Annotated in this window: 22 protein-coding genes, 1 pseudogene and 1 riboswitch; of the genes and pseudogenes, 20 read left to right on the forward strand and 3 right to left on the reverse strand. The window is 34.8% G+C overall.

Translation table 11 applies throughout. From position 1 onward, the window contains the following. Positions 1-10: 10 nt before the first annotated feature. From AC4BB7_RS07345 to AC4BB7_RS07355, 3 genes are all read left to right on the forward strand, one after another. The gene (locus AC4BB7_RS07345; protein ID WP_490484913.1) at positions 11-1,384 is read left to right on the forward strand and encodes a glycoside hydrolase family 1 protein; all 1,374 of its coding nucleotides are present in this window, start codon (positions 11-13) and stop codon (positions 1,382-1,384) included. A 92-nt stretch (positions 1,385-1,476) separates the two neighbouring features. Then, positions 1,477-1,845 (forward strand): hypothetical protein, encoded by a 369-nt coding sequence (locus AC4BB7_RS07350; RefSeq protein WP_490484914.1) that lies wholly within the window; start codon positions 1,477-1,479, stop codon positions 1,843-1,845. Positions 1,846-1,991: 146 nt separating this feature from the next. Next, positions 1,992-2,750 carry a class I SAM-dependent methyltransferase gene (locus tag AC4BB7_RS07355; RefSeq protein ID WP_490484915.1) on the forward strand — a complete coding sequence of 253 codons (759 nt, stop codon included), beginning with the start codon at positions 1,992-1,994 and terminating at the stop codon, positions 2,748-2,750. Between the two features lie 71 nt (positions 2,751-2,821). Here AC4BB7_RS07355 and AC4BB7_RS07360 read toward each other — a convergent pair whose 3' ends face one another. The 3 genes from AC4BB7_RS07360 to AC4BB7_RS07370 all read right to left on the reverse strand — a co-directional run bounded on the left by AC4BB7_RS07360 (position 2,822) and on the right by AC4BB7_RS07370 (position 5,783). Continuing rightward, on the reverse strand, positions 2,822-3,256 hold the full coding sequence (locus AC4BB7_RS07360) for a universal stress protein (protein ID WP_086312785.1): 435 nt from the start codon (positions 3,254-3,256) through the stop codon (positions 2,822-2,824). 151 nt (positions 3,257-3,407) lie between these two features. Then, positions 3,408-4,709 (reverse strand): murein hydrolase activator EnvC family protein, encoded by a 1,302-nt coding sequence (locus AC4BB7_RS07365; protein WP_490484916.1) that lies wholly within the window; start codon positions 4,707-4,709, stop codon positions 3,408-3,410. Positions 4,710-4,967: 258 nt separating this feature from the next. Then, positions 4,968-5,783: a helix-turn-helix domain-containing protein gene (locus tag AC4BB7_RS07370; RefSeq protein WP_490484917.1), complete on the reverse strand. Its 816-nt coding sequence runs from the start codon at positions 5,781-5,783 to the stop codon at positions 4,968-4,970. A 451-nt stretch (positions 5,784-6,234) separates the two neighbouring features. Here AC4BB7_RS07370 and AC4BB7_RS07375 point away from each other — a divergent pair, with 451 nt between their 5' ends. The 17 genes and pseudogenes from AC4BB7_RS07375 to AC4BB7_RS07455 all read left to right on the forward strand — a co-directional run bounded on the left by AC4BB7_RS07375 (position 6,235) and on the right by AC4BB7_RS07455 (position 26,734). Next, entirely contained in the window at positions 6,235-6,798 is a 564-nt protein-coding gene (locus tag AC4BB7_RS07375) for a hypothetical protein (RefSeq protein WP_490484918.1), read from the forward strand. Positions 6,799-7,020: 222 nt separating this feature from the next. Further along, entirely contained in the window at positions 7,021-9,042 is a 2,022-nt protein-coding gene (locus AC4BB7_RS07380) for a heavy metal translocating P-type ATPase (RefSeq protein ID WP_490485128.1), read from the forward strand. A 108-nt stretch (positions 9,043-9,150) separates the two neighbouring features. After that, positions 9,151-10,629 (forward strand): helix-turn-helix domain-containing protein, encoded by a 1,479-nt coding sequence (locus AC4BB7_RS07385; protein WP_490484919.1) that lies wholly within the window; start codon positions 9,151-9,153, stop codon positions 10,627-10,629. 60 nt (positions 10,630-10,689) lie between these two features. Next, the gene (locus AC4BB7_RS07390; RefSeq protein ID WP_490484920.1) at positions 10,690-11,601 is read left to right on the forward strand and encodes an aldo/keto reductase; all 912 of its coding nucleotides are present in this window, start codon (positions 10,690-10,692) and stop codon (positions 11,599-11,601) included. A gap of 475 nt (positions 11,602-12,076) precedes the next feature. Next, complete coding sequence (gene polA / locus AC4BB7_RS07395) at positions 12,077-14,722, forward strand: DNA polymerase I (RefSeq protein WP_490484921.1); 2,646 nt, start codon at positions 12,077-12,079, stop codon at positions 14,720-14,722. A gap of 98 nt (positions 14,723-14,820) precedes the next feature. Then, positions 14,821-15,657 carry a DNA-formamidopyrimidine glycosylase gene (mutM, locus tag AC4BB7_RS07400; protein WP_490484922.1) on the forward strand — a complete coding sequence of 279 codons (837 nt, stop codon included), beginning with the start codon at positions 14,821-14,823 and terminating at the stop codon, positions 15,655-15,657. Between the two features lie 3 nt (positions 15,658-15,660). Further along, a complete protein-coding gene (coaE, locus tag AC4BB7_RS07405) occupies positions 15,661-16,257 on the forward strand; it encodes a dephospho-CoA kinase (protein WP_490484923.1) in 597 nt (198 codons plus the stop codon). Between the two features lie 880 nt (positions 16,258-17,137). After that, a complete protein-coding gene (gene nrdR / locus AC4BB7_RS07410) occupies positions 17,138-17,623 on the forward strand; it encodes a transcriptional regulator NrdR (RefSeq protein WP_025868683.1) in 486 nt (161 codons plus the stop codon). 12 nt (positions 17,624-17,635) lie between these two features. Further along, positions 17,636-19,042: a replication initiation and membrane attachment family protein gene (locus AC4BB7_RS07415; RefSeq protein ID WP_490484924.1), complete on the forward strand. Its 1,407-nt coding sequence runs from the start codon at positions 17,636-17,638 to the stop codon at positions 19,040-19,042. Continuing rightward, complete coding sequence (gene dnaI, locus AC4BB7_RS07420) at positions 19,042-19,971, forward strand: primosomal protein DnaI (RefSeq protein ID WP_490484925.1); 930 nt, start codon at positions 19,042-19,044, stop codon at positions 19,969-19,971. Before AC4BB7_RS07415 ends, dnaI begins: the two co-directional genes overlap by 1 nt. A 146-nt stretch (positions 19,972-20,117) precedes the next feature. Further along, a complete protein-coding gene (locus tag AC4BB7_RS07425; RefSeq protein ID WP_490484926.1) occupies positions 20,118-20,582 on the forward strand; it encodes a hypothetical protein in 465 nt (154 codons plus the stop codon). Between the two features lie 144 nt (positions 20,583-20,726). Continuing rightward, positions 20,727-20,897, forward strand: a riboswitch (M-box (ykoK) riboswitch). 340 nt (positions 20,898-21,237) lie between these two features. Further along, a complete protein-coding gene (locus AC4BB7_RS07430) occupies positions 21,238-21,885 on the forward strand; it encodes an MgtC/SapB family protein (protein ID WP_490485129.1) in 648 nt (215 codons plus the stop codon). A gap of 32 nt (positions 21,886-21,917) precedes the next feature. Continuing rightward, positions 21,918-22,415, forward strand: a complete 498-nt coding sequence (locus AC4BB7_RS07435) for a GNAT family N-acetyltransferase (RefSeq protein ID WP_490484927.1) — start codon at positions 21,918-21,920, stop codon at positions 22,413-22,415. 235 nt (positions 22,416-22,650) lie between these two features. Then, complete coding sequence (gene mgtA / locus AC4BB7_RS07440) at positions 22,651-25,311, forward strand: magnesium-translocating P-type ATPase (RefSeq protein WP_490484928.1); 2,661 nt, start codon at positions 22,651-22,653, stop codon at positions 25,309-25,311. 161 nt (positions 25,312-25,472) lie between these two features. Continuing rightward, entirely contained in the window at positions 25,473-25,733 is a 261-nt protein-coding gene (locus AC4BB7_RS07445) for a response regulator (RefSeq protein ID WP_490484929.1), read from the forward strand. 309 nt (positions 25,734-26,042) lie between these two features. After that, positions 26,043-26,237 carry a hypothetical protein gene (locus AC4BB7_RS07450; protein ID WP_490484930.1) on the forward strand — a complete coding sequence of 65 codons (195 nt, stop codon included), beginning with the start codon at positions 26,043-26,045 and terminating at the stop codon, positions 26,235-26,237. 8 nt (positions 26,238-26,245) lie between these two features. Continuing rightward, positions 26,246-26,734 (forward strand): annotated as a pseudogene (locus tag AC4BB7_RS07455) (thermonuclease family protein). Positions 26,735-26,753: the final 19 nt, after the last annotated feature.

The raw sequence follows: 26,753 nt of genomic DNA on the forward strand, positions 1-26,753 counted from the left end.
GAGAAAAGCAATGAAAAAATTTCCAGAGCATTTTTTATGGGGAGCGGCTACTTCTGCACCGCAATCGGAAGGACATGGCTCCTTGAATGGAAAATCCCCTTCGACATGGGATAAGTGGTATGAAATGAATCCAGAGAAATTTCAAAAGAATCAAGGACCTGAACATACATCAAATATGTATGAAATGTACAGTGAAGATGTCAAAAGAATGAAAAATATCCATATGAATTCCTTTAGAACATCTATTGCTTGGACTCGTTTATTGCCAGATGGTAAAACAGTTAATCAAGAAGCTGTTACTTTTTACCGTAATTATTTTTCTGAATTACATGCAAATGGGGTAAAACCAATCATCAATCTATTTCATTTTGATATGCCTTGGTGGTTGATGGAAAAAGGTGGTTGGGAAACACGAGAATCAATTGATGCATTTTCTTTTTATGCGACTACTTGTTTTGAGCTGTTTGGTGATTTAGTGGATCAATGGACAACTTTCAATGAGCCTATGGTTCATGTAGAATGTGGCTACCTATACGGTTACCATTATCCTGCAGTTCATGATTTGAAAAAAGCTGTCCAAGTAGGTTTTCATACGTTAATGGCGCATACGATGGCTGTAAAAGCATTTAAAGACGGAAAGTATAAAGGGCAAATCGGAATCATTTTGAATGTCTCTCCATGTTATCCTAAAAGTCGATCGGAAGAAGATTTACGAGCAGCGGAACTTGCTGATTTACTGAATACAAAAAGTTTTTTGGATCCGACCGTTTTAGGTACAGTACCGCCAAAGTTGGTAGAATGTTTAGCTGAAAATGAGCTTCTTCCGAAAGTTGCAGAGCAAGACTTAGAAATGATCAGAATGAACTTAGTTGATTTTATTGGTATGAATTATTATCAACCTCGTCGTGTTCAAGCGCCTGCTGAGGTGAATCAGCCAGCTATATCGCCAGCTGATTTTTATGATCATTATGATTGGCCGGATAAAAAAATCAATCCTTATCGAGGATGGGAAATTTATCCTGAGGCACTATATGATGTAGCCATGATGATCAAAAATGACTACAACAATATTGCCTGGTATGTGTCAGAAAATGGAATGGGTGTGGCAGATGAAGAGCGATTTTTGGATCAAACTGGGATGATTCAAGATGATTATAGGATTGAATTTATGGAAGAACATTTAAATCAGCTGCATAAAGGAATCGAAGCAGGAAGTAATTGCTTTGGCTACCATACTTGGACTTTTGTCGATTGCTGGTCTTGGCTGAATGGATATAAAAATCGTTATGGTTTTTACCGACTGGATTTAGAAAGTGATGAGCGTTCTTTGAAAAAGAGCGGGATTTGGTTCAAAGAGCTGATTGACCGAAATGGCTTAATATAAGCGAAAGAATAAAGCTGGAAATAAATCTGGCTTTATTCTTTTTTGATTGGTGTTATAATAAATAAAGAAGATATTGTGTAAATTGAAAAGGGATGATGAAGATAAATAATCGAGAACAACAAAAGAAATTTTCCGAACGAACAAATATCAGTAATAGTACATTTGACGCAATGAATACAAATCAAACTCGCTTTTCTAATGGTCAAGGTAAAAATGTCCTGCCAACAGAGAGAGAACCATCTGCAGCTAGTTATTACTTTTCGACAGGACTTATATATTTTACAGGTGTTTTAATCGCAGTTGCTTTGTTTATCTTTGTTGTTCCTTTAATGAAGCATGTGGTATCAACGACTTTTTATGAAGGGGCGGGGTTTCTTTTATGCGGTTTACTTTTTTGTGTTGTAATGGGGTATCTATGGATTTATATTGGACTAAAATTTATCGAAAAATCTAGGAGATGATCTATTGAAAAGAAAAGTGATACATCGAAGTAGCTACTCAGTACAGTTATGATCTGATAGAAGCTGTATTGAGAAAACTATTTCTGTCAGAACAAACTGTATCTAACTTACAATATAGCAAAATAAGATGTAAGGAAGGTCTAGTTATGGAGAAAATGAAGTTAAAAAAGTATTGGCAAACTATTGAAGAACTGGCTTTTAGTGGTTGGGATTTTTCGTATATGAATCACAGATGGGAAATTGAAGAGTTGCCTTGGTGTTATTCTGAATTTGTTCGTGAGTATTTGTCCAAGGATCTGAATTTATTGGATATGGGAACTGGTGGAGGAGAATTATTACTGACATTTAATCATCCCTATGATAAGACTTGTGTAACTGAAGGATGGGAACCAAATTATCAGTTGCTAAAAGAAAAACTTCAACCTTTAGGTGTAACGATTGTTTTTGTTGCTGAAGATGATCAGTTAAATTTTCCTAATAACTCCTTTGATATCGTTTTAAATAGGCATGAGTCTTATGATCTTGGGGAAGTAAGGAGAGTATTGAAACCTGGCGGAGTTTTTATTACACAACAAGTTGGAGATCAAAATGGCTGTGTTCTTTCAGAAAAATTGCTGAAGAATGTTCAACCAAAAATCAACGAGTGGTCACTAGAAGTTGAACAAAAATCATTGTTAAAGGAAAATTTTGATACTATATTTGCTAGAGAATATTATCCATATCAACATTTTTACGATATGGAAGGATTGATTTATTACGTTAAAAGAGTGCCCTGGGAATATCCCAATTTTTCTGTAGAAACTCATTTTGATGAATTACTTGCGCTTCAAGAAGAATTACTAAAGAATAGGTTCATTTATAATCAACAACATCGATTTGCTCTAGTAGGAAGGCTAAAAGGGTAACGAAGAAGCGTGTAGCCAGCTCTAAACTTGCTGACTACACGCTTTTTAAGTTGTTATAAACAAATAAAAACTTATTTCACAACAAGGACATTACAAGGAGCAGATTGCACAACATAACTTGTCGTAGTACCTAGTTGATTCGATTGGATCATCCCTTTACCAGTAGCTCCAACGATAATTAAATCAATTGCTTGATTTGTGGGTACTATTGTAGAAATCATTTCCTTTGGATTACCAATTTCAACAATTGGAATCACATCTTCTAAACCTTGTTCAGTGGCATAATAAATATTTTTTAATAGTTCCTTTTCGATAGCTTCTTTTTCTTCAGCCAATACTTTTGAATAAGCATAAGAGCTATGGCTGATTGCATTTTCGTCAACAACAGATAATAAATATAAGGTAGCATCTTTTTCTTTTGCAATAGCAACACCATGTTTTAAAGCTAGCTCAGAGTTTTTTGATCCATCCAGAGCGACTAAGATATTTGAGTAGTTATTGATCATTGTAATCAGCACCTTTCTTTATCTAACTTCATTATAGCACGTTCATTGGCAGAGGTTAAACGAATCGATGGAAAGCATGTGTTAGAGTCGAATTAAATCAAAAAAAGATAAGAAACCAGAATCAGACTGGGTTCTTATCTTTTTTGATTGCTTATAAGCCAAGGAAAGGTGCGGGATTAACAAAACCACTCCATAATCCTGTTGAAATACTGAAGTGTAGGTGAACACCGGTAGAATTTCCAGTAGTTCCCATGCCCCCTAAAGTTTGTCCAGCACTAACACTTTGTCCTGCTGCGACACTTAAGCTACTCATGTGTAAATAATAGGAATAATAGCCATTGTCATGTTTGATTACAACATGATTTCCTGCCATACCACTATAATTTGCACTAACGACTTCGCCTGAACGAGCAGCCATGATTGGTGTACCACTTGCGCCACCAAAATCGATGCCATCATGGAAACTGCCAGAAATCCCAGTAGGATCTTCACGACCGCCAAATCCACTCGTGATGTTCATACTTGCTACAGGAGCAGACCATCCGCCAGAAGAAGCTGGTGGAGGAGTAGGAGCTTGTTGTGTATTATCAGAAACATCATTGCTACCAGTATCTGCTGAAGTATCAGGCACACTTGCTGGCTGTTCCTTTTCTGTTGTTTGAGTAGTAGTAGTGGCTGTTGGTTTGATTTTAGCTTGTTCTTTCGCTTGCTTTTCAGCTAAAGCTTTGGCATCTGCTTCTTTTTTCTTTTCTTCAGCAATCGCTTTTAATTGGGCTTCTTTTTTCTTGATAGCTTCTTCTTTTTGTTTAACGAACTTGTCTTTTTCAGCCGTTTCTGTTGCAAGATTAGCAGCAATTTCATTGATTTTAACATTCTGTTCAAGTTTTGCCTCTGCCAAAGCTGCTTCTTTTTCTTCAAGTTCAGCCGTTTTCTTTTCAAGTGTTGCTAATGTTTCTGTCAGAGATACTTTCAGTGCGTCAAGATCTTTTTTGTCATTTTTTTGAGCAGTTAGAATATCATTATTAGCGGTAACTAATGTATTGACAGCTAAGGCTTTTGAAATAGCATCAGAAATCGATTCAGCACTTAGTAAAACAGTTAGCATAGATTCTTGTTCATGATTTGTTTGAGTATTTCTTGCTTGAGCGCGTAACTGTTCATTTCGTTTTTTTATTTTAGTTTCTAAATTCGCAATATCAGTGTTTAATTTATTCATTTCTTTTTCATGTTTTTGTTTCTCAGAGAGAACAGTTTGATATTCTGTTTCGATTGTTGCGATTTCATTTTCTAAAGTTGCTAAGTAATCTTTAGCGTCCTTCTCGTTTTTTACGATATCTTCTATTTTTTTCGTTTGATTTTCGATTTTTTGATCAAGATCATCCGCTAACACGCCCAGTGGTGCAACGTTTACTAGTAAAATAAATGAAAGTGTAATCAGTAGTTTTTTCTTCAAGTGATGTTCCTCGCTTTTTATTTATCATTTTAAACAGGGGATTAAAAAAATCACCATTATCATTCTTTAATAACACAAGATAAAGTATACCATAATCTTTAGAGAATAATCATGTTTAAAGAGCAAGATTAATAGAGAACGCTGAAATTTAAAATCTGGCAACAAAGGTATCATCTAATTGTAATATATGACATTTACTATTAATAACAGAAATTAGTTGTAATAGTCATTTATAACATATTTTAGACTATATAAATGCTACATATCGTTGTATTCTGCATGAAATTCATCCAGTAAATCAAGGAAATCTTTTTTTATTTTGGAATGCTTTTTCTTCACTGTTTTCTCAGACAAGGGTTTTCCTTTGATCTTTACTTTAGTAAGATCAGTATAATCAACTACTTTGGATCCTATTTCATTTCTATAGGATATATCGTTAGTCACAACTTCTGACAATAAATTAAAGAGTTGAGGAATCGATAGAAAATTTTTACTTGATTCAGTGCGTTTTAATATATTGCATACTAGAAATAGGACAGAGGCATTTATTTCTTTTTGGGTGGAATCAGCTAATAACTCCTCTAGTATGGGTAAAAAGTCATTCCTATAGCGATCGTCTTGTTCAATCTTATACACAGCAAAATCTTCGGCAATTAATAGTGGTTGCTTTGAACGTTCTAATTGATAGTTTGTTTCAAATAATTCTGGAAATAACTCATTTGCAGTAGTTAATATTAACAAATCTTGAGCATAAGTAATTTTACGTTTCTCTAGTGTACCGATTAAATATTCAAGCTGCTCAGGATCAAGATCTTTACGCAAACCTGCTTCAGTTAATAGTTTCCTGACATATTCGATGAAATCTCCATAGCGAATCCAGTCAGCAGTTGTATTACCAAGAATTGCTATTTTTTCCAGTCGTTCTTGTTTAGGTAAATTATTTCCTTTTTCCCAATTGTTAACTGTACTAGCACTTGAATTTCCAACTAGATTTGCAAAAAGAGCCATTGAATATTTGTGTTGATTTCTAATTTCTTTGATCCGTTTTCCCGCCGCGTTTAAATCTAATTCCAAAATAATACCTCCTTAATCATAAAAGCTTGAACGAACTGATTTTGTTTTGACTAAAAGTGGAAAAGTATGACTGTGATCCTTTTTTGGTTTATTCATGCATGATCTTTATTGAAAGATCAACTCGTGACGCTAACTAAAACTCTTTCCTCTACTATATCATTATTTCAAGAATGGGTGTACCGTTTTTTTTTCATTTTGTTCTTGTAATATCTCTATTTAAATGCTATTATTTTTATACCGAAATTTATTCAGTTGGTTTGTTTCTTTTAACCGGCATTCTTTTTCAATATAAATGTACTTATACTTTAAAAACTTAATAATAAATTTAATTGATTTGTGAGATGTTTATCATCAAACGGATTAAAAACTAAGTATAAATAGAACATTTATTTACTATTATATTGAAATTGAGATGCCGAAAATTATTCATTTTTAGGGAGGAAGAGTGTGAATGAAAAAAATAGCTAGAGTTGAAGAACAGAAAAATCATCTTTTGTATCAATTTTTGGAAAAATTGAACAGAGAAGTTCCGTATCAGGAAAACAAACAAAAACTAGAAGATAGTTGTGTGCATCAGTACAGACTATTGGTGAATATGTCTTTCAGTGCGAATATCTTGTATAAAGGTTTAGATTACGCAGGTCATGTTTACAATCATGTCGCCAAGATTGAATATACAAGACTTTGTAAAATGATTATAAAACAAAATTTTGACAAGGACGTAACAGAAGAACTACTAAAAAAATTAAAAAAAGCTCAAAACGAATTATTCCTTCATTCACCTCTGACTAAAGAATCTGAAGGGATTGATATATTTTATGGGTTTACTGGAGGAAACCGAAAAAAATATAAAGCAAATCGAAATGCGATCAAACGGATGTATGCAGCAATAAAGCAAGAGTCAGAGAAGAATCTATTTAGATATATCAAAGACACAGGGCGCTTAAAATACGCTAGAATCAAAGAAAAAAGAGATTATGCACTGTGGCTTTTAAAGAGTTACACTTGGCATTGAAAAGGGTTCAATTGTAAGATACGCAAAAAAATGCTTTTATAACTTGAGAGACTTTATTTTTCCCAAAAGATAGGTTGTGCTATGCTTTTAATAAGGATGTCATTTTCTTCTTCAAAGGTTGTTCTAGAGTACGGATATTATAGAAATAAAACGTATACAAAGAAAGAAGGAATTTTAGTGAACAGCAATGAAAGTAAGCATGCTACTCAAAAAAATCATACGATGGGAACAATGGAGCATCACTCAATGAATGGTCATGATCAAATGAATAATATGGATCATTCTATGCATATGGAGAACTTTAAGAAAAAATTTTGGCTGTCTCTTATACTTGCGCTACCAATTATTGTTCTTTCACCAATGATGGGCATTGATTTACCTTTTCAGTTTACGTTTAAAGGTTCGGATTGGTTGGTCTTGATACTTGCATCTGTTTTATTTTTTTATGGTGGCCAACCTTTCTTAAGTGGAGCAAAAATGGAACTTAGCCAAAAAAATCCGGCGATGATGACCCTGATCGCGATGGGGATTTCTGTTTCTTATTTTTATAGTATTTATGCATTTATTATGAATAAACTGATGCCGCAGGGGCATGTGATGGATTTTTTCTGGGAACTTGCAACACTGATTGTTATTATGCTGTTAGGACACTGGGTTGAAATGAGTGCTATTTCTAATGCCAGTGACGCTTTGCAGAAGATGGCTGAACTTTTACCTGATAAAGTCATAAGAGTTAATAAAGAAGGCCAAGAAGAAGAAGTCCCATTAGAACAAATACAGGAAAATGATCACTTAGTTATTCGAACAGGAGACAAAATACCAGCTGACGGTATAATCATTAAAGGGAATACCTCAATAGATGAATCGATGGTCACTGGTGAGTCAAAGGCTGTTGTAAAGAGAGAGAAGGATACTGTTATCGGAGGTTCTGTTAATGGTAGTGGAACGATTGAAATAAGTGTAACTGGTATCGGTGAATCAGGTTATCTTTCCAAAGTTATGAATATGGTTAAAAAAGCACAGATGGAAAAATCAAAACTAGAATCTCTTTCTGATCGAGTAGCCAAATGGCTATTTTATATAGCGCTAGCTGCAGGGATTTTGGCTTTTGTTGTTTGGTGGATTGTGGATCAAGATTTGAGCCTTGCCTTTGAACGAATGGTCACAGTCTTTGTGATTGCTTGTCCGCATGCTTTAGGTTTAGCTATTCCTTTAGTTATCGCACGTTCTACATCGATTGCAGCAAAACATGGGTTATTAATAAAAAATCGAAATGCATTAGAACAAGCAAATGACATCCAAGTTATCATGTTAGATAAGACAGGAACATTAACTGAAGGAAAATTTACTGTAACAGGACTTGAAATGTTTACTCACGAAATCACAGCAAAAGAAGCGTTAAAAGTGATAGGTGCTTTAGAAAACAATGCGAATCATCCCTTAGCAATTGGCATCATGAACTATTTGAAAGAGGAAAAAATATCTCCTTACAAAGTAGAAAATCTTCATACTATTTCTGGCATAGGCCTTAATGGAAACGTTAATGGGCAAGCTGTTAAAATAGTTAATGAAAAAGAAGTGGAACGTTTAAATATTTCTTTTGACCATGCGTTGAAACAGAAGTATCAGGAGCAAGGAAATACTTTAAGCTATTTACTTATTAATGACCAAATAGTTGCTATGATTGCATTAGGTGATGTAGTGAAACCAGAGGCAAAACAATTTATAACAGATTTAAAAAAACAAAGTATCGTACCTGTAATGCTGACAGGTGATAATAAAGAAGCTGCAAAATCTGTTGCACAATATTTAGGTATTGATGCGTTTTATGGAGAATTATTACCAGAAGATAAAGAACAAATAATTCAAACTTACGTAAAGAAAGGTCAAAAAACGATGATGGTTGGTGATGGTATCAACGATGCTCCAAGCTTAGTTCGAGCAACAATTGGTATTGCGATAGGAGCAGGGACAGATGTTGCAATTGATTCAGCTGATGTTGTTTTGGCGGATAGTAATCCTGAAGATATACTTCGTTTTTTAGATTTAGCTAAACAGACACGACTTAAAATGATTCAAAATTTATGGTGGGGTGCAGGGTACAATATTATTGCAATACCACTTGCAGCAGGTATTCTAGCTCCTTGGGGGATTATATTGAGCCCAGCAGTAGGTGCAATTTTGATGTCCATGAGTACAGTGATTGTAGCCATAAACGCTATGACCTTAAGAATCCACGAATAAAAAATGAAAAGTAATGAATAGTGCGTATATTTTTTATGCATGTTCATTACTTTTTTTGTTTCTAGTTGCTATAATGAGTGTTCATTTTTGAGGGGGAAGCGGTATAGTATGGAATATAAAGAAATACTTGATTTTGAATCGAGAAAATTACTAGGACTTTTTGATCTACTTAAGTCTTCTGAAAAGAGCAGATCATTGGAGAATATCTCTAGCGAATTAGGGCTTAACGTAAGAACAATAGTAAGGTCAATAAAAAAAATGAAGAGGTTATTTCAGCGTTATCAATTAGATCAGCATTTAGCTATTTGCAGTCATTCAAAAAAATTTTTCTATATAAAAAGAGAGAATGATTTATATTTAGAAACTTTTTTAGTGCAGTATCTAAGTGATGTACCTGAAATTATTTTTTTAAAAGCTATTATAGAAGAAGAGAATATTCAGACGAAGAAGCTTGCTGAAAAAATGATGATCAGTGAGTCGAGTTTGAGAAGACGAGTGAAAAAGATCAATGAATGGCTGAAAAAATTTGACATTCATTTGAAGCGAGGAACATATGAGTTTATAGGGGAAGAAGAGCAGATTAGAGCATTGATTTTACATTTTTACTGGTTTGTTTATCAAGGCACTGAAAATAAATTTTTACCATTGGAAAAAGGAGACAGCCAACACTTGTCCAATCAATTGGTCCAATTTTTTCAAATGCAAATTAATGAACTTCAAAAAGAATCGCTTTTCCGAATTGTTCAAATTGCGACATGGCGTTTCAAAAAGGGAAAAAAGATCTGTATAAAGAAAGAATGGAAGCAGTATCTCAATCATAGCTCCATTTTTTTTAAATTTATAAAAACAATGGGAAGAGTTAGAACCGTTACAAATTTAGATTTTGAAGAGTTATCCTATCTCTACTTAATTATTCAAGCACATTTTTTACCATACTTTAGTTCGAGCATGCAGGCGTATATTATTGAAGAGCATTTTTTAAAAAAGACCACATGTCATTCAAATACACTAGTTGCTACAAATAAATTCAAACAAATATTTTGGGATAAGAATTTTAATCATTCGAAAGCAAGTGTGGTGGCATTTTTAGGCTTTCATTTATATTATGAACTGATTTCAGGTTTTTTATTTGAAAAAATTCAATCCAGAGCTTTTTTAAAAGAGAACTATCCTAGTTTTATGCGTAAAGTGGAAGAAGGGCTATGTGAATTAGTTGAGGAATGCTCGATTTACAAAAAAATACCAAGAGATGCATTAAGTTATCGTTATTTTATGATTTTAAGTTCACTTATTTCACCTGTATATAATGAAAAAAGAATATTTATCTGCCTAATGACTGATTTATCGCTTGAAAAAGAAATTGAGTTAGGGAAAAGGATCACTGATTTTTTTAGTAGTAAGTTCAATCTAATGGTTATCTTTGCTAGAACGTCTAAATCAATTTTATATACTGATATTATTTTAACCACTGTTGTCTATCAAGCATTAAGTAAAAAATACGCACAGCCAATCCTGCTTATAGAACACGATTTTTCTGAAGAAATATTTTTTAAAATTGAAAAATTATTAAAAGAAGTTAGAAAATGAAGCCCTTTCAACCAAATGTGTTAAAATGAGATTGTGAATACAATTTTAGGAGGTTTTCTAGTGAAAAAGATTCAATTTGGCACAAGCGATATACAAGTATCACCTGTTATTTTGGGATGTATGAGAATGAATGGTGCAAAAAATCCAGCAGAAATTATCGAAACTGCATATGAGCATGGTATAGATTTTTTTGATCATGCAGATATTTATGGCGGTGGTGAATGCGAAACGATTTTTGGCAAAGCTTTAAAAGAGACAGCAATTAAAAGAGAAGATATTATTATTCAGACAAAATGTGGTATTCGTAAAGGGATGTTCGATTTTTCAAAAGAACATATTGTTTCTTCACTTGAAGGTAGCTTGAAACGATTAGGTGTGGATTATGTTGATGCATTGTTACTTCATCGACCAGATACTCTTGTGGAGCCAGAAGAAGTAGCGGCAGCTTTCGATCAGTTACAAGCGCAAGGGAAAGTAAAACATTTTGGTGTAAGTAATCAAAAACCAATGCAAATCGAACTACTGAAAAAGACTGTAAAACAACCATTATTAGCCAATCAATTACAATTTGGCATCAAACATACTGGTATGATTGATCAAGGTATCCATGTAAATATGACAGATGATGCAAGCATTGAGAGAGATGGCAGTATTTTGGACTATTCTCGTTTGAATGAGATGACGATTCAGGCCTGGTCGCCTTATCAATATGGTTTCTTTGAGGGCGTTTTTATTGGCAATGAACAATTTTCAGAGTTAAACAATACTTTAGACAAAATTGCTGAACATCATGATTGTACTGCAACTGGTCTAGCAACGGCATGGATCTTAAGACATCCTGCAAAAATGCAAGTAATAGCTGGGAGTATGAATAAAGAGCGGATTAAAGAGATTGCTAAAGCTTCAGATATTGTTTTGAGTAGAGAAGAGTGGTATGAAATCTATCGTGCTGCGGGCAATATATTACCATAAATTACAATAATAAACTGAATAATCACTATTAGGTTAGAATTCGGAACGAAGCTTATTTTGAGTTTTGTTCCGAATTCTTTTTATAATAACTAGTGCAATATTGTAGTTGGTGTTGGGTGTGATGATGAGTGTTGGAGCAACAACTTTATCTGGTTTTCAATTTGTTTAACTGATTGCTCATCTTTAAGAATAAGAATAGGACGAGAGTACCTAAAAAAGTTACACTTTGGAAATTTTTCGTTCATATAATATTCACAAATTCCTTGTACTATGAGGACATAGAAGAAAGACAATAGCTACTAGGAACTAATTTCATTTGTGTGAACTCCTAATTGACCCGCTCTGAGTGTGCAGAGCGGGTTTTCTTGTGTTTTCAATTAAGCTTTACGAACTTTAGTTCCTTCCTACTGCAAAGTTGGCAGATTTTTGTTAGAATAAGAAGGAAACCAGTTTGCTGAAGATGAGGAGAAAAAAGATGACAAAAAATAAGTTATTATTAGTTGATGGAAATAGTGTGGCATTTCGCGCTTTTTTTGCTTTACACAATTCACTAGAGCGTTTTAAAAATAAAAATGGATTACATACTAATGCCGTCTATGCGTTTAACAATATGTTTGAAAACGTTATGGCAAAGGAAAACCCAACCCATGTTTTAGTTGCATTTGATGCGGGCAAAACAACCTTTAGAACTGAATTTTATCCTGAATATAAAGCAGGCCGTTCAAAAACACCGGGAGAATTTAAAGAACAAATGCCTTACATTCGAGAGTTGTTGACTGGTTTAGGTGTGAAATATTATGAGTTAGATAATTATGAGGCGGACGATATCATTGGTACACTTGCAACTAAAGTTCCAAAAGACGAGTTTGATGTTGTTGTATTGTCAGGAGATCGAGATTTGACTCAACTAGCAACAGATTCAGTAAAAGTTGACATCACGATCAAAGGAGTTAGTGATCTAGAATCTTACACACCAGAGCATGTGGCCGAAAAATATGATGGTTTGACTCCAAATCAGATTATCGATATGAAAGGTTTGGCTGGAGATACTTCAGATAATATTCCTGGCGTAACCAAAATCGGTGAGAAGACCGCAATTAAGTTATTAAAAGAATTTGGTTCAGTCGAAGGTGTTTATGAAAATATCGATAGCTTGAAGCAAAGCAAAATGAAAGAAAATCTAATCAACGACAAAGAACAAGCTTTTATGTCTAAACGTTTAGCAACGATCAATGTTGATTCTCCAGTTGAAGTCAATATTGATGAGTTGAAATACGAAGGCAAAGATTTAGAGAAATTAATTCCTTTTTATAAAGAAATGGAATTCAAGCAAATGTTAAGTAAGTTAAATGTCGAAGAAGAGACGGTTGAACTTGAAGATGTCCATTTTGATGTAGTAGATACGTTCACTAAAGAAATGTTTACTGATGATATGGCATTATATGTTGAGATGCTAGAAGATAATTATCATACCTCTCCGATTGTAGGTGTGGCATGGGGAACGAAGAACAAAGTATATGCGACAAATAGCCTTGAACTGTTTGAAAGCAAACCATTTGTTGAATGGTTGTTATCAGATAAATTTAAGAAAATAGTATATGATGCAAAGCGCACATATGTCTCGCTTAACCGTTATGTTGGTAAAACTCAGGGCATTACATTCGATGTATTATTAGCGGCATACTTATTAGATACAAACGATAATAGTGCTGATATCGAAGGAGTAGCGCAGCACTATGGTTATACAGATATCCATTCTGATGAATCAGTCTATGGAAAAGGGGCTAAGAAAGGTTTACCAGAAGATGATGAGGCATTTTTCAGTCATCTCGCTCGAAAAGTCAATGCTATTCATTTCCTTTCTGAAAAACTAGATGCAGAATTAGTTGAAAAAAATCAAGCTGACTTATTCTATAAGATGGAATTGCCTCTTTCGAAAATCTTAGGTGATATGGAAATTACAGGAATTCGTGTAGATGCAAATCGATTGAAAGAAATGCGTATCGAATTTTCAGATCGACTTCGTGAAATCGAACAAAAAATTTATGCAGAAGCAGGCGAAGAATTCAATCTAAATTCACCAAAACAACTAGGGGTGATTTTATTTGAAAAAATGGGTCTACCTGTAATAAAGAAGACAAAGACAGGCTATTCAACAGCTGTTGATGTATTAGAGCAATTAAAAGAACAGGCACCGATTGTTGAAGACATTTTGATTTATCGTCAAATTGCCAAGATCCAATCAACATATGTAGAAGGATTACTAAAAGTAATTCAGCCAGATGATAAAATTCATACACGCTATGTTCAAACATTGACACAAACTGGTCGTTTAAGTTCGGTTGATCCTAACCTACAAAATATTCCTATTCGTTTAGATGAGGGTCGAAAAATTCGTCAAGCTTTTGTGCCTAGAGAAAAGGATTGGATGATTTTTTCATCCGATTATTCTCAGATCGAATTACGTGTTTTAGCACATATTTCAGATGATCAGCATTTAAAGGAAGCCTTTATTGAAGGACAAGATATTCACTCTAGTACAGCAATGCGTGTATTTGGCATTGAAAAACCAGAAGATGTGACGCCGAATATGCGTCGTCAGGCGAAAGCTGTCAACTTTGGGATCGTCTATGGTATCAGTGATTATGGTTTGTCTCAAAATTTAGGGATTACTAGAAAACAAGCGCAAGAATATATTGATACCTATTTTGAAAAATACCCAGGAGTTAAAAAATATATGGAAGATATCGTACGCGATGCAAAAGACAAAGGCTTTGTAGAAACGCTTTATAATCGCCGCCGTTACTTACCAGATATCAACTCTCGTAATTTCAATTTGCGGTCGTTTGCAGAGCGAACGGCGATCAATACACCTATTCAAGGAAGTGCTGCAGATATTTTGAAAATCGCAATGATCAATATGGAACAGCGATTGAAAGAAGAAAACATGCAGGCGACGATGTTGTTACAAGTACATGATGAACTTGTTTTTGAAGCGCCTGAATCTGAATTAGAACAACTAAATGCATTAGTTAAAGATGTGATGGAGAATGCTGTGGCTCTGCATGTACCGCTGTTAACAGACAGCAGTTGGGGCAAGACATGGTATGAAGCAAAATAATTAATTAAAATAATTGAAAAAGACTGACCAAACAAAAAAAGGTTTTTAAATCTTTGATTTGTTCGTTTCGGTCTTTTTCTTCTAAGGAGAGATGAAAGTTGCCTGAATTACCAGAAGTTGAAACAGTCAGAAAAGGGTTAGAAAAATTAGTTGTAGGGAAAACGATTGAAGAAGTCACGATTTTGTGGCCGAGAATCATTGAATCACCAGAAACGGATATCTTTGCACAGCAGTTGATTGGTCAAAAAATCGAAAAAATGGAACGTCGAGGGAAGTTTTTGATTTTTAAATTAACCAATTACGATATGATATCCCATCTGAGAATGGAAGGAAAATACGAAACCCATGATCCGGAAGAAGAACGTACTAAACATACTCACGTGATTTTCACCTTTACGGATGGAACAGAATTACGATATCTTGACGTTCGGAAATTTGGACGGATGGTGTTAGTGGCGAAAGATCAAGGAGAAAAATACAAGGGGATTTTAGCGCTAGGTCCTGAACCGATACCAGCATCGTTTAAACTATCAGAATTTCGTACTGGGTTAAAAAGACACCACAAAGCAATCAAACCACTGTTATTAGATCAGCGTTTAGTGACAGGACTAGGTAATATCTATGTAGATGAAGCATTGTGGGAAGCAAAAATTCATCCAGAACAGCCAGCTGATACTTTAAAACCTAAAGAAGTCGAAAGGCTATATCATGCAATCATTGATGTTCTTGGACGTGCTGTTGAAGCCGGCGGAACAACAATTCGCAGTTATTTAAATGCACTGGGGGAAGCTGGGACTTTTCAAATCTCATTAAATGTCTATGGTCAGACGGAAAAACCTTGTCCAAGATGTGCAACACCAATTAAGAAAATAAAAGTCGCTCAACGAGGGACCCATTTTTGTCCGAAGTGCCAGACATTGAAAGCGAGGAATTGATCAATGGGAATGGTCTTAGGTTTGACTGGTGGAATCGCAACGGGGAAAAGTACGGTTGTTAACGTATTTAAAGGATTAGGATTTCCTGTGGTAGATGCCGATGTGATCGCTCGGGAAATTGTTGAAATAGGAACTCCGGCATTAACAAAAATAGCAATTACTTTTGGTTCAGAGGTATTATACTCAGATGGATCATTAGATCGAAAAAAACTTGGAGACATTGTTTTTTCAGATGAAAAAAAAAGAACACAATTAAATGAATTATTATCCCCATTTCTCAAAGAGGCTATTTTATCTCAGATTGCAGCCAAAAAAAATGAAGCTTCGCTGATTGTTGTGGATATACCTTTATTATACGAAGGTGGGTATGATGCGTTTGTTGACAAAGTAGCCGTTGTCTATGTACCTGAAAAAACTCAGATGATTCGTTTGATGAAACGAGATAATTTAACTGAAACTGAAGCGAATCAACGAGTAAATAGTCAATTGTCAATTGAAAAGAAAAAAGAAAAAGCTGATATAATATTTGATAATCAAAAAAGCATTCAAGAAACAGAAAAAATAGTGAAGGACTGGGTATTAGAAAATAATTTCTTATAGTATAACAAAGATGCATAATTGTTTTTTCGGAAATTTAAATTTTACGATGAATTGAAAAAAGTTTAGGATGTATAACTGCTGATTATACATCTTTTTTGTTTTTGATAAATTTCAACCTACTTTGAAGCTGTTTGTAAAATCTAATTTAAAATAACGATATTGTGTCGGTAAACATAATCGATATCTTGAAATCTGTATTCTCTTTTTTGAACAACAGAAATGTAAAAAACAAAAAGGGAATGGAGAATAGAAAGAAAAAAGAAGTAGCGTTAATTTAGGTGAATATGTTGGTCTGATAAGTATGATAAGTCATGAGGTAAAGATTAGGGGTGATGCGATTAAAGAATGGTTAATTTAACTAATTGAAAAAAATTCAACCGAGTTTAAATCAATCATAACTATGTATATTGACTAATTTTTATAATGAACGATTTTTCGTTTATTTTATAGGCTCCATTAACATTGAGTCCGTTTATTCCTTGTCATATCTTGCTATTCCCAGAAACGATTTAGCAAATCGAGATAAATGGATTGTGTTTCTTTACTTTCTATTTTATAGTTCATAGGCAATCGTTCTATTATCTCTAAATCGAGTTTGGAGCTATATGGCTCAGAAGAATATGGAGTGTGGAATGAGAGACAAAACAGAACTTTAACAAGAGAGTAGTTGAGCAAGACAAGACATTTAGCCTGTTATCTTACTCAGTTATTTTTTGAATCTAGAAAATTGTTATTAAATGAAATCTGAATAAACTAAAAAAAATGGTTAAGAAGTAACAGTTAATGTCTGGTTTCTGAAGCATTTCATGTTATAATATGGAGAGTAAATTAAAACGAAACTTTATAAATAGATAGCATAAGATAAAATGAGGTGAATATTATGCGTTGTCCAAGATGTCATCATAATAATTCCCGTGTAATTGATAGCCGTCAAGCAGATGATGGGCGTGCAATTCGTCGTCGTAGAGAATGCGAAAATTGTAATTACCGATTTACAACATTCGAGCGAATCGAAGCAGCTCCGCTACTTGTTATCAAGAAAAATGGTGATCGGGAAGAATTTAATAGAGAGAAAATTTTACGTGGGTTGATTCGGTCTGCGGAAAAACGTCCAGTGGCCATGGAACAAATGGAACAAATCGTTGATAATGTTGAAAACCGTGTTCGTAGTTTGGGTGAAAATGAAGTTTCAACTACTTTAGTTGGTGAGTATGTTATGGAAGATTTAGTCAATTTAGATGAAATTGCGTATATTCGATTCGCTAGTGTATATCGTCAATTTAAAGATATGAGTGTCTTCTTAAAAGAACTGCAAGGTATCGTGGATAAAGCAAAATCTTCAAATTCAGATACAACCAATGAATAAGGAGGTCTTTCTTTGAAAGACAGTTGGAAAGAAGTCCATCCTAAAAGTATTTTTCAAGTAGCCGTACCTTATCCATTATCCAATCAAGAACAAACGATATTGACGCTTTTATATCAACCGATTATTGGTGCCGAAGCGTTCAGTTTATATTTGACACTTTTATCGGAAGTGGAAGGGAAAGGTACTAGTGAATCACTTTTTCATGCTGATTTGATTACGATGATGGATATGAGTATAAAACAAATCGAAACAGCCCGAAAAAAGCTAGAAGGGATTGGACTGTTGTCGACTTTTGCAAAAAACGATTCTGAGTTAGGTGTGCATTTCATGTATCGTTTAAATCACCCTGAAACTGCTGAACGTTTTTTTAAAGATGAAGTTCTGTCGTTGACACTTTTGAATAGTGTGGGACAAAGAAAATTAGACAAATTATTTGAACGGTTTCAACCAACATTTGTAAACTTAACTGGTTATGCGGAAGTTTCAGTTGGATTTAAAGATGCTTATGTTTTCAAAGAGGAGCAAATTCTATCTCATAGTGAACAGTTAAGCAGAATGGAGCAATCTTTTATCGATCCACGCCCTGCACAAACAGTAAGTGCAGTTAATGAAAGTTTTGACTGGTCGTACTTTCTTCAAGGAATCGAAAAATTAGGAATTAAGCTGCCGGATAATAGTAATGGATTCAAAGAAGAAGTCTTTGTTTTTCACAATTTATTTGGAATCACTGAATTGGATATGATCGATTTTTGCTCTAAATCATTTGACTATTATACAAGCAAGATTGATATCAAAGACTTTGAAAGAGCGGTCTATCGAACTTATGACCCAGATAAAAAACAAAAAACTAGTGAGTTTCAAAAAAATGATTCTGTTGATTTATCTGCTGAAGATCAACAAACGTACCGTTATAATTCATTAAAAATGAACGGTTTTTCGACACAAGATATTCAAATGATCATGGATAGTGAAAAAAATTTCCCTCTAAATTATTTGGAAGCTTTAAAAAACGAACGCGGTGGGTACACAACGCCCCAAGAACGTTCGCTAGTCAAATATTTAGTGAGTAAATCTGGATTGCCTAACAGTGTGATCAATGTTTTAATCAATTACGTCTACAATATCCAAAAACAGCCTACACTGAAAGCTGATTACGTGAATCGAATTGCCAATGAATGGGCGCAAAGTGGTATTTTCTCACCAGAAAAGGCCATTGAACATGTACGTGAAATCGCTAAAAAAGGCAAGGAACAAAAACAAACAAGACAACGTTATGGTCAAAATAATCGGCCGATTCGTCAAGAGACGTTACCAGATTGGGTAGAAAACCCAGTAGAAGAACAAAAATTATCAAAAGAGGAACAAGCAAGGCTAGATAAAGAAATTCAAGATTTCTTGAGTAAAGGAGGTGGCAATTAATGGAAGATGTAGGGAAAGAAATGTCAAAAATCATTCAAAGCAGAGATATGAATGAGCGATACAATGAGCTAGTTGAGGTTGTATTGAAAGATACAGATGTCCAAACGTTTATTCAGGAAAATCGTGACCGATTAACAGATGATGATATTCGGAAGAGTTATTCAAAATTATATGAATTTGTTCAAGAAAAACGCAAGTATCAGTTGAATGACCCAACAATGATCGCCCCTGGATACGAACCTAAACTAACCTTAAATTTCCATTATATTGATGTCACCTACGTGCCGACAGAAGCGCTGATCGCTAAGCAAAAAGAAGACGAGATTCGTAAAAGAGTTCGTGCAATGGATATGCCAAAAGATGTACGAGAAGCAAGCTTAAGTAGATTTGATACAGCATCGCAAGGGCGTGCTCAAGCGATGGCAGAAACAATGAAATTTTTAAACGAGTATACGTCAAATCCAAAAGAATTTCACAAAGGGCTTTATTTACAAGGAACCTTTGGGGTTGGTAAATCCTTTTTGCTAGGTGCAATTGCTAACAGCTTAGCCGAACGTGGTTTTGTTACAACAATTGTTCATTTTCCAACTTTTACAGTCGAAATGAAACAGGCAATCGGTAAAGATATGGTCGGTCCTAAATTGGATGCAGTCAAAAAATCACCTGTTTTAATGATCGATGACCTTGGTGCAGAATCAATGACTTCTTGGATTCGAGATGACGTGCTAAGCGTTATTTTACAATATCGAATGCAAGAACAATTAGTGACATTTTTTTCTTCAAACCTTGATTTAAAAGACCTAGAAAAACATTTATCTGTGACGCAACGTGGTGAACAAGAGCCGTTGAAGGCCCGTCGAATCATGGAACGTATTCGTTATTTAGCGCAAGAGATAACAATGTCAGGTAATGATCGTAGAAATGGTTGAGGTGCTTTTGCGCCCGCTGATATAAGGCAGGGATGTGACTCTTAGAGTTTCCTCCCTGCTTTTTTTCTTTTTTAAGGGGAGGATGGTAATGGACTGAAAGTAGTAGCATATCTTATAATAAAGTATCAGTATTGGAGGAGATCCTTATGAAGAAAAGAGTACTAACAATACTAACAATTTTAACGTTGGTTTCTTTAGGTGCATGTGCAAAAAATAAGCAAAATTCGCCAAAGGGAAGTGAAGAGACAGCTATGAGTAGTAAGCAAAATAAAGCTACGGATGAAACATCAAATGACAATGAACAAGCAAAATCAATATTTACAGCAGTTTTAGGTGAGGACGCAAAAGAAAATGAAACTGTAGACCACTCGACCCGTCTAGTTTTAAAGGAAGTTGAGGCAATCGAAGATCCTAAAAAAATTATTGGTATGATGAAAAATGATGGTGTTATTCTGAATGTATCAAAAGATCAATTCGCGGATGGAATCACAAGCAATGAGTTGAAAAAAGGAGATAAAATTCAATTTACATTAGTTGGATTACCTGCAATGACGATGTCGATCCCACCTCAAGTAGCTGGAAATGCAGTCATCAAAGTTGAAAAAATTTAACAAGTATAAGTTGACCGACGTTCTCTTTTGTAACGTCGGTAGTTTGTTTTTTTATTCTTAAATTAGAAATATTTTTTTGAAATAAATAAAAAAATGTTGACAGTTGTTTTATAAGGATGGTATAGTGTCACCTGTAAGATAATTAAATAGATTTGTTAGGTGAGGCTCCTATACAAACACAGGCTACTGCCCAAAAACATCGAGAGATGCCAATGGGTAGAACAGGGATTGTCGATTACAAGGCTTTTCATAAGGTAGCTAAAAGCTCTGCTTTTTACGTTGTATAGTGCCAAAACTCAACGACTAGATCATGCAGGCTTTTTTTTGTGCGCTTATTTATGACCTTCCGCTGAGTTTTGGCGGAAGGTTTTTTGCTGTGAATCACTACGACTGGCCAAAGGACAGAGTAGATGATGAACAGTACTTGGCGAACGAAGAGAGAGAAGTAACCTTAATACTGAATCACTCCACCACGTTTCAATCTCATCACTGTCAAAGAGTTAGGGCTTAAAGAATTAAAGGCCAGAGCAGATGATGAACAGTACTTAGAGAACGGCGAAAGAGATGTAGTTTTCGTCTCGAAAAAAGTTTCCACCTAACCTCAAATCTAAGAAAGGGGCAAACCTATGAATTTTTAATCAATATTATCGCAAGTATTTTTGCAGGAATGATCATCGGTGCAGAAAGGCAATGGCGAAAAAAATTAGCTGGGATGAGAACGATGACCTTAGTCACATTTGGTGCTTGCCAATTTGTTTCATTGTCTACTTTGATCCAAGACGATAGTAGTCCGACTCGAATAGCAGCCCAAGTAGTCAGTGGAATTGGATTTCTTGCTGGAGGAGTGATTTTAAGAGAAGGATTTAGTGTGACTGGTATCAATACAGCAGCAACCTTATGGTGTTCAGCAGCTGTTGGCAGCATGATTGGAGCTGGATTTGTGATTGAAGGAGTTATTTGTGCAGTTGCTCTAATGCTAGTCAATATTTTGCTAAGAAATTTATCTTTCAAAATAGATGACTATACCGTGCAAAAAGAAGAGGAACAAACAGAATCGATCCATTATCTTTCTGTTATTGCAAGCAATACTAGTGAGGTCATGCTTAGAACAGAGATTATTCAGTTGTTAGATAAATATTGTTTAACCTTCACTAAGTTCTCATGTACTGATCTAGCAGGAAAAAAAATACGACTATTTTTGGAAATCGAAGCAATAAGAAATGGGACACTTGCGGTAAATGCGATCACTTCAGAATTATCTCAGTTTTCAGAAGTTATTGAAATCAATCAACTAAACAATTAAAAGAACGGAGGAATCAACATGGTAAAACAGTGATGGTGAAAATCGTAAATTGGAACAGTGAAGAATATTGGGCAGGAATAGACTTAAGAAACAAGTTGCTAAAAACAAGTGCTGGTAAAGAATGGATCAAGGATCTACCTTTAAATGAAGAAAAGGATACCCATGTAGCAGCGATGATCGATGGGATTGTTGTAGGAACCTTACTTCTTTCAAAAAAGAGCCAAACAATAGCACAAATCAAACAAGTGGCCATCAACGAAGACTATCAAGGATTCGGCATTGGAAAAAAATTACTTCAATTTGCTGAAAAAATTGCAGAACTTATGGCTTTTCAAACTGTAGTTTTAACTGGTCGTAAGCAAGCTTGGGGTTTTTATGATCATTTTGGCTATCAAAGTGTGGGGCATGCCTATTCAGATGGACAAGTGACTTTGAAAAAATTTAAAAAAAGAATTTATACTAAAAAAAGAATTGGAACACTTGGAATTATCAAACATATAACGCTAAAGGAGATGGAAACAAATGGATGACAGTAGTCAGATGATCAAGGACTTATGCAAAAAGAAACCTGTTGTTAAAAACATGAGGATACTATTGTCTATTTGTTTCTAGTAGAGTTAAGTAGTTTCCTCCGATGACAACACCTCTTTTTCCATTAGTCCGTTCCTTAAAAAAATACAAAATCAGTAAAATTGAATTAGTGGTTGTTTATTGCCAGTTGTTCATTATTTTATTGATCAGAGCTTTAGAAAGAAGGAGAAACAAATGGAGAAAAGAGTATTAGTAACGAAAAAGAGTAATCAATCTTATGAGTATTTTGCAAGAAACTCAATAGAAAATATCATAACGTATTTCAAGTCTTCAAAAGGAGGCCTCACCCATCAACAAGCTGTTCTATCTAGAGAAGAATATGGGGAAAATATTATTACACATGGAAAGAAAACACCATTGTTTCTTGAAGTGATCAAAGCGTACTTTACCCCTTTTACGATTGTATTACTTACATTAGCGATCATTTCATTTATTACTGATTATGTGATTGCAGCACCTGCTGATCGTGATCTTGTCGGTGTTTTGATCATTTTAGCAATGGTCTTGATCAGTGGAACAATGACCTTGATTCAATCGGTTAAATCAAATCAAGCGGCAGAAAAATTGAATAATTTGGTAAAGGTTACTGCAACTGTTGTTCGTAGGAAGAAGACAGTTGAGCTTCCGATAGAAGAAATTGTTTGCGGTGATATCGTAAAATTATCTGCTGGGGATATGATTCCGGCGGATATACGACTAACGAAAACTAAAGATTTATTTGTTTCTCAATCTGCCATGACGGGTGAGAGTTATCCAGTAGAAAAAAGAGCAGACTATAAATTAAAGGTAAACAATGTTGAAACAGAGTATGAAAATATCGTATTTATGGGTAGCAATGTCATTAGTGGTAGCGCGGAAGGAATCGTAGTCTCAGTGGGAGATGGTACGCTTTTCGGTAAAGTAGCGCAAGATGTTTCTGACAAAAATCCTCAAACAAATTTTGAAGTGGGGATTAGCAAAACGTCATGGTTATTGATTCGGTTTATGTTAGTGATGGCACCTGCAGTATTTTTGATCAATGGTTTAACAAAAGGCGATTGGTTTGAAGCTTTTCTTTTTGGTTTATCAGTTGCAGTTGGTTTAACGCCGGAAATGTTGCCAATGATCGTCACGACCAATCTTGTAAAAGGTGCTTCAAGTATGGCGAAAAAAGGAACTATCATAAAGAATTTAAATGCGATTCAAAATTTCGGTGCGATCGATATTTTATGTACCGATAAGACTGGGACACTTACCCAAGACAAAATTATCCTAGAATATCATTTAGACTGTGATGGGAAAGAAGATAGTCGTGTATTACGTCATGCTTTTTTCAATAGTTATTATCAAACAGGACTTAAAAATTTAATGGACGTTGCCATCATTGATGCAGCAAAATCAGAACTGTCGATTGATCCTTCTGAGTATCGTAAAGTAGACGAAATTCCCTTTGATTTTAAACGTCGTCGGATGAGTGTTGTAATCGAAGATACTTCTGGAAAAACGCAAATGATCACTAAAGGCGCTGTAGAAGAAATGCTAGAAATTTCAGGCTATGTTGATTATCAAGGCGCAGTCACACCGTTAACAGAAGAGCTTAAAAGTGAAATTTTAAAAACAGTTGAAGAGTTAAATGAAGATGGACTACGTGTATTAGCAGTTTCTCAAAAAACAAATCCTGCGACGGTTGATGAATTCTCTGTTTCTGATGAAAATGAAATGGTTTTGATTGGCTACCTTGCTTTTCTTGATCCGCCAAAAGAAACAACGAAAGCCGCTTTAGAAGCGCTAAAAAATCATGGTGTCGGTGTCAAAGTATTGACTGGCGACAATGCGTTAGTAACAAAATCAGTGTGTAAACAAGTGGGGTTAGCCAATGAAGAGTTAATCACTGGAAATGAAATTACACGAATGAACGATTTTGAATTAAAAACGATTGCTGAAAAATATAACATTTTTGTGAAATTGACCCCACAACAAAAAACAAGAATTGTTCAGGTATTAAGAGAAGCAGGGCATACGGTTGGTTTTATGGGGGATGGAATCAATGATGCGCCTGCTATGAAAGAATCGGATGTAGGCATTTCTGTCGATACGGCTGTCGATATTGCAAAGGAATCGGCGGATGTCATCTTGCTAGAAAAAGACTTGATGGTTCTGGAACGAGGCTTGTTAGCAGGTAGAACGACATTTGGGAATATCATGAAATATGTCAAAATGACAGCGAGCTCTAATTTCGGTAATATGTTTTCAGTCGTTGTTGCTAGTATCTTTTTACCTTTTTTACCGATGCTACCGCTACAATTGCTGTTTTTGAATTTGATTTACGATATTTCTTGTATGTCGATACCATGGGATCATGTTGATGATGAATACTTGGAGCAACCTAAGAAGTGGGATGCTTCAAAAATTGGTTCGTTCATGACTTGGTTAGGACCTACTAGCTCAGTCTTTGATATTACGACATATCTATTAATGTATTTTGTTATCTGTCCTCAATTGGTTGGCGGCAATTATCATGACTTAGCACCAGCACAGCAAGCAACCTTTATTGCGATTTTCCACGCAGGATGGTTTGTAGAATCCCTTTGGTCGCAAACCTTGGTAATCCATACATTGCGGACGCCAAAAATGCCATTTTTACAAAGTCGAGCATCATTTATTTTAACAACGATTACTTCATTAGGAATTGCCATTGGAACGATTTTACCATTTACGGCATTTGGTCAAAGTTTAGGCTTAGCTGAATTGCCATTAAACTATTTTGCTTGGTTAGGTCTAACCATAGTTAGTTACTTGATTTTAGTAATGATTGTTAAAAAATTCTATGTGAGACGCTTTGGTGAATTATTGTAAAGTACAGAGGTCATATATTTAGAGTTTATCAAAAAAAAGCAGAGATAGAAATTCTTTATGGGATTTTTGTCTTTGTTTTTATTTATCGATATTGACCTGTATTTTTATATAAAAGCTTGTATAATTAAGTATAATGACGATTAATCGAGGATTGAAAAAAGATGAGTATTTTTATTTTGGAAGATGATGTTATCCAAGCACAAGCGTTAAAAAGACTAGTAGAAGAAATTTGTCAGGAAAAGAGTATCAATTATGAGGATATTTATGTTACCAATAAAGGGGAACGGATTATAGAACAGATGTCAAAATCAATAACGCAAAACCTTTATTTTCTAGACATTGAAATTAAGCGGTCAAAATATCATCCTTTTGGGTTTGGAGAAGAAGGAATCGAAATCTCAGATGATGATGTCCCATTCTAAAAATACAGTGTGGAGGGTTATATGTACTGGATAGAGTTTAAACCGAAACATAGTGATGTAGTAGTTCAGCTGAACTAATCAAAGATTTGATGGATGAAGAAATTAGTTTACGAATCGTTGTCTGTACTGAAGACATGTGTATAGAAAATGTATTCACCCTCTCAGAAGAATCAGATGTTCAATTTTGGACGCCTAAAGACACTGAAATGTTGACTAATTTTCAAGACATGTGTTCATGCTGCTTTTATTGTGGGACAGAAAAAGAAGAATGCTCTAAGCTGCAGAATACTACGTGTGATGAATGTATAGATGAAGCAGTTGACCGAAAACTTTGGGCCGATGTTGATGCTTATTGTAAATAATTTCAATTCAGAAAGGATATCATGCATGAATTATAAAGTTTGGATGCGGCGGCTGTTTTTAATGACAGCTGCCGTTTTGTTATTAGCTGGTTGCTCAATGCAGGAAACGATAGATGAAACGAAGGTTCTGTTGATCAAATAGTAAACGGAATGTCGAAACAGGAGGAATTCCCTCGAAGTCAAAAATTAATCGTTCAATTGAATAAGCATATTGATGGTGATACAAGCAAATTTCTTATTAATGATCAAATTATAAAAGTCAGATACTTACTGATCGATACGCCAGAAACGGTAAAACCGAATACTCCGGTGCAGCCTTTCGGCCAAGAAGCAAGTGATCGTACAAAACAATTATTGTAAGCTGCAGAAACTATTGAGATTATGTTTGATCAGGGCGATGTAAAGGAAAAGTACAAAGTTGATTGGGAACCAAGATACCTGGCGTATATCTTTATTGATGGGGAACTACTTCAGGATATTTTGGTAAAGGAAGGTTTAGCTAGAGTAGCGTACGTTCAAGAGCCCAACACAACTTATCTAAACTTATTGGAAAATAGCGAAGCAAGCGCAAAAATGAACATGGTAGGGATCTGGAGTATTGAAAACTATGTATTAGAAAATACCTATAACCAGCAATGATCATTTCTTGATTAGTGTG

This window comes from Enterococcus sp. AAFC-DPL-5182 (assembly GCF_058216605.1).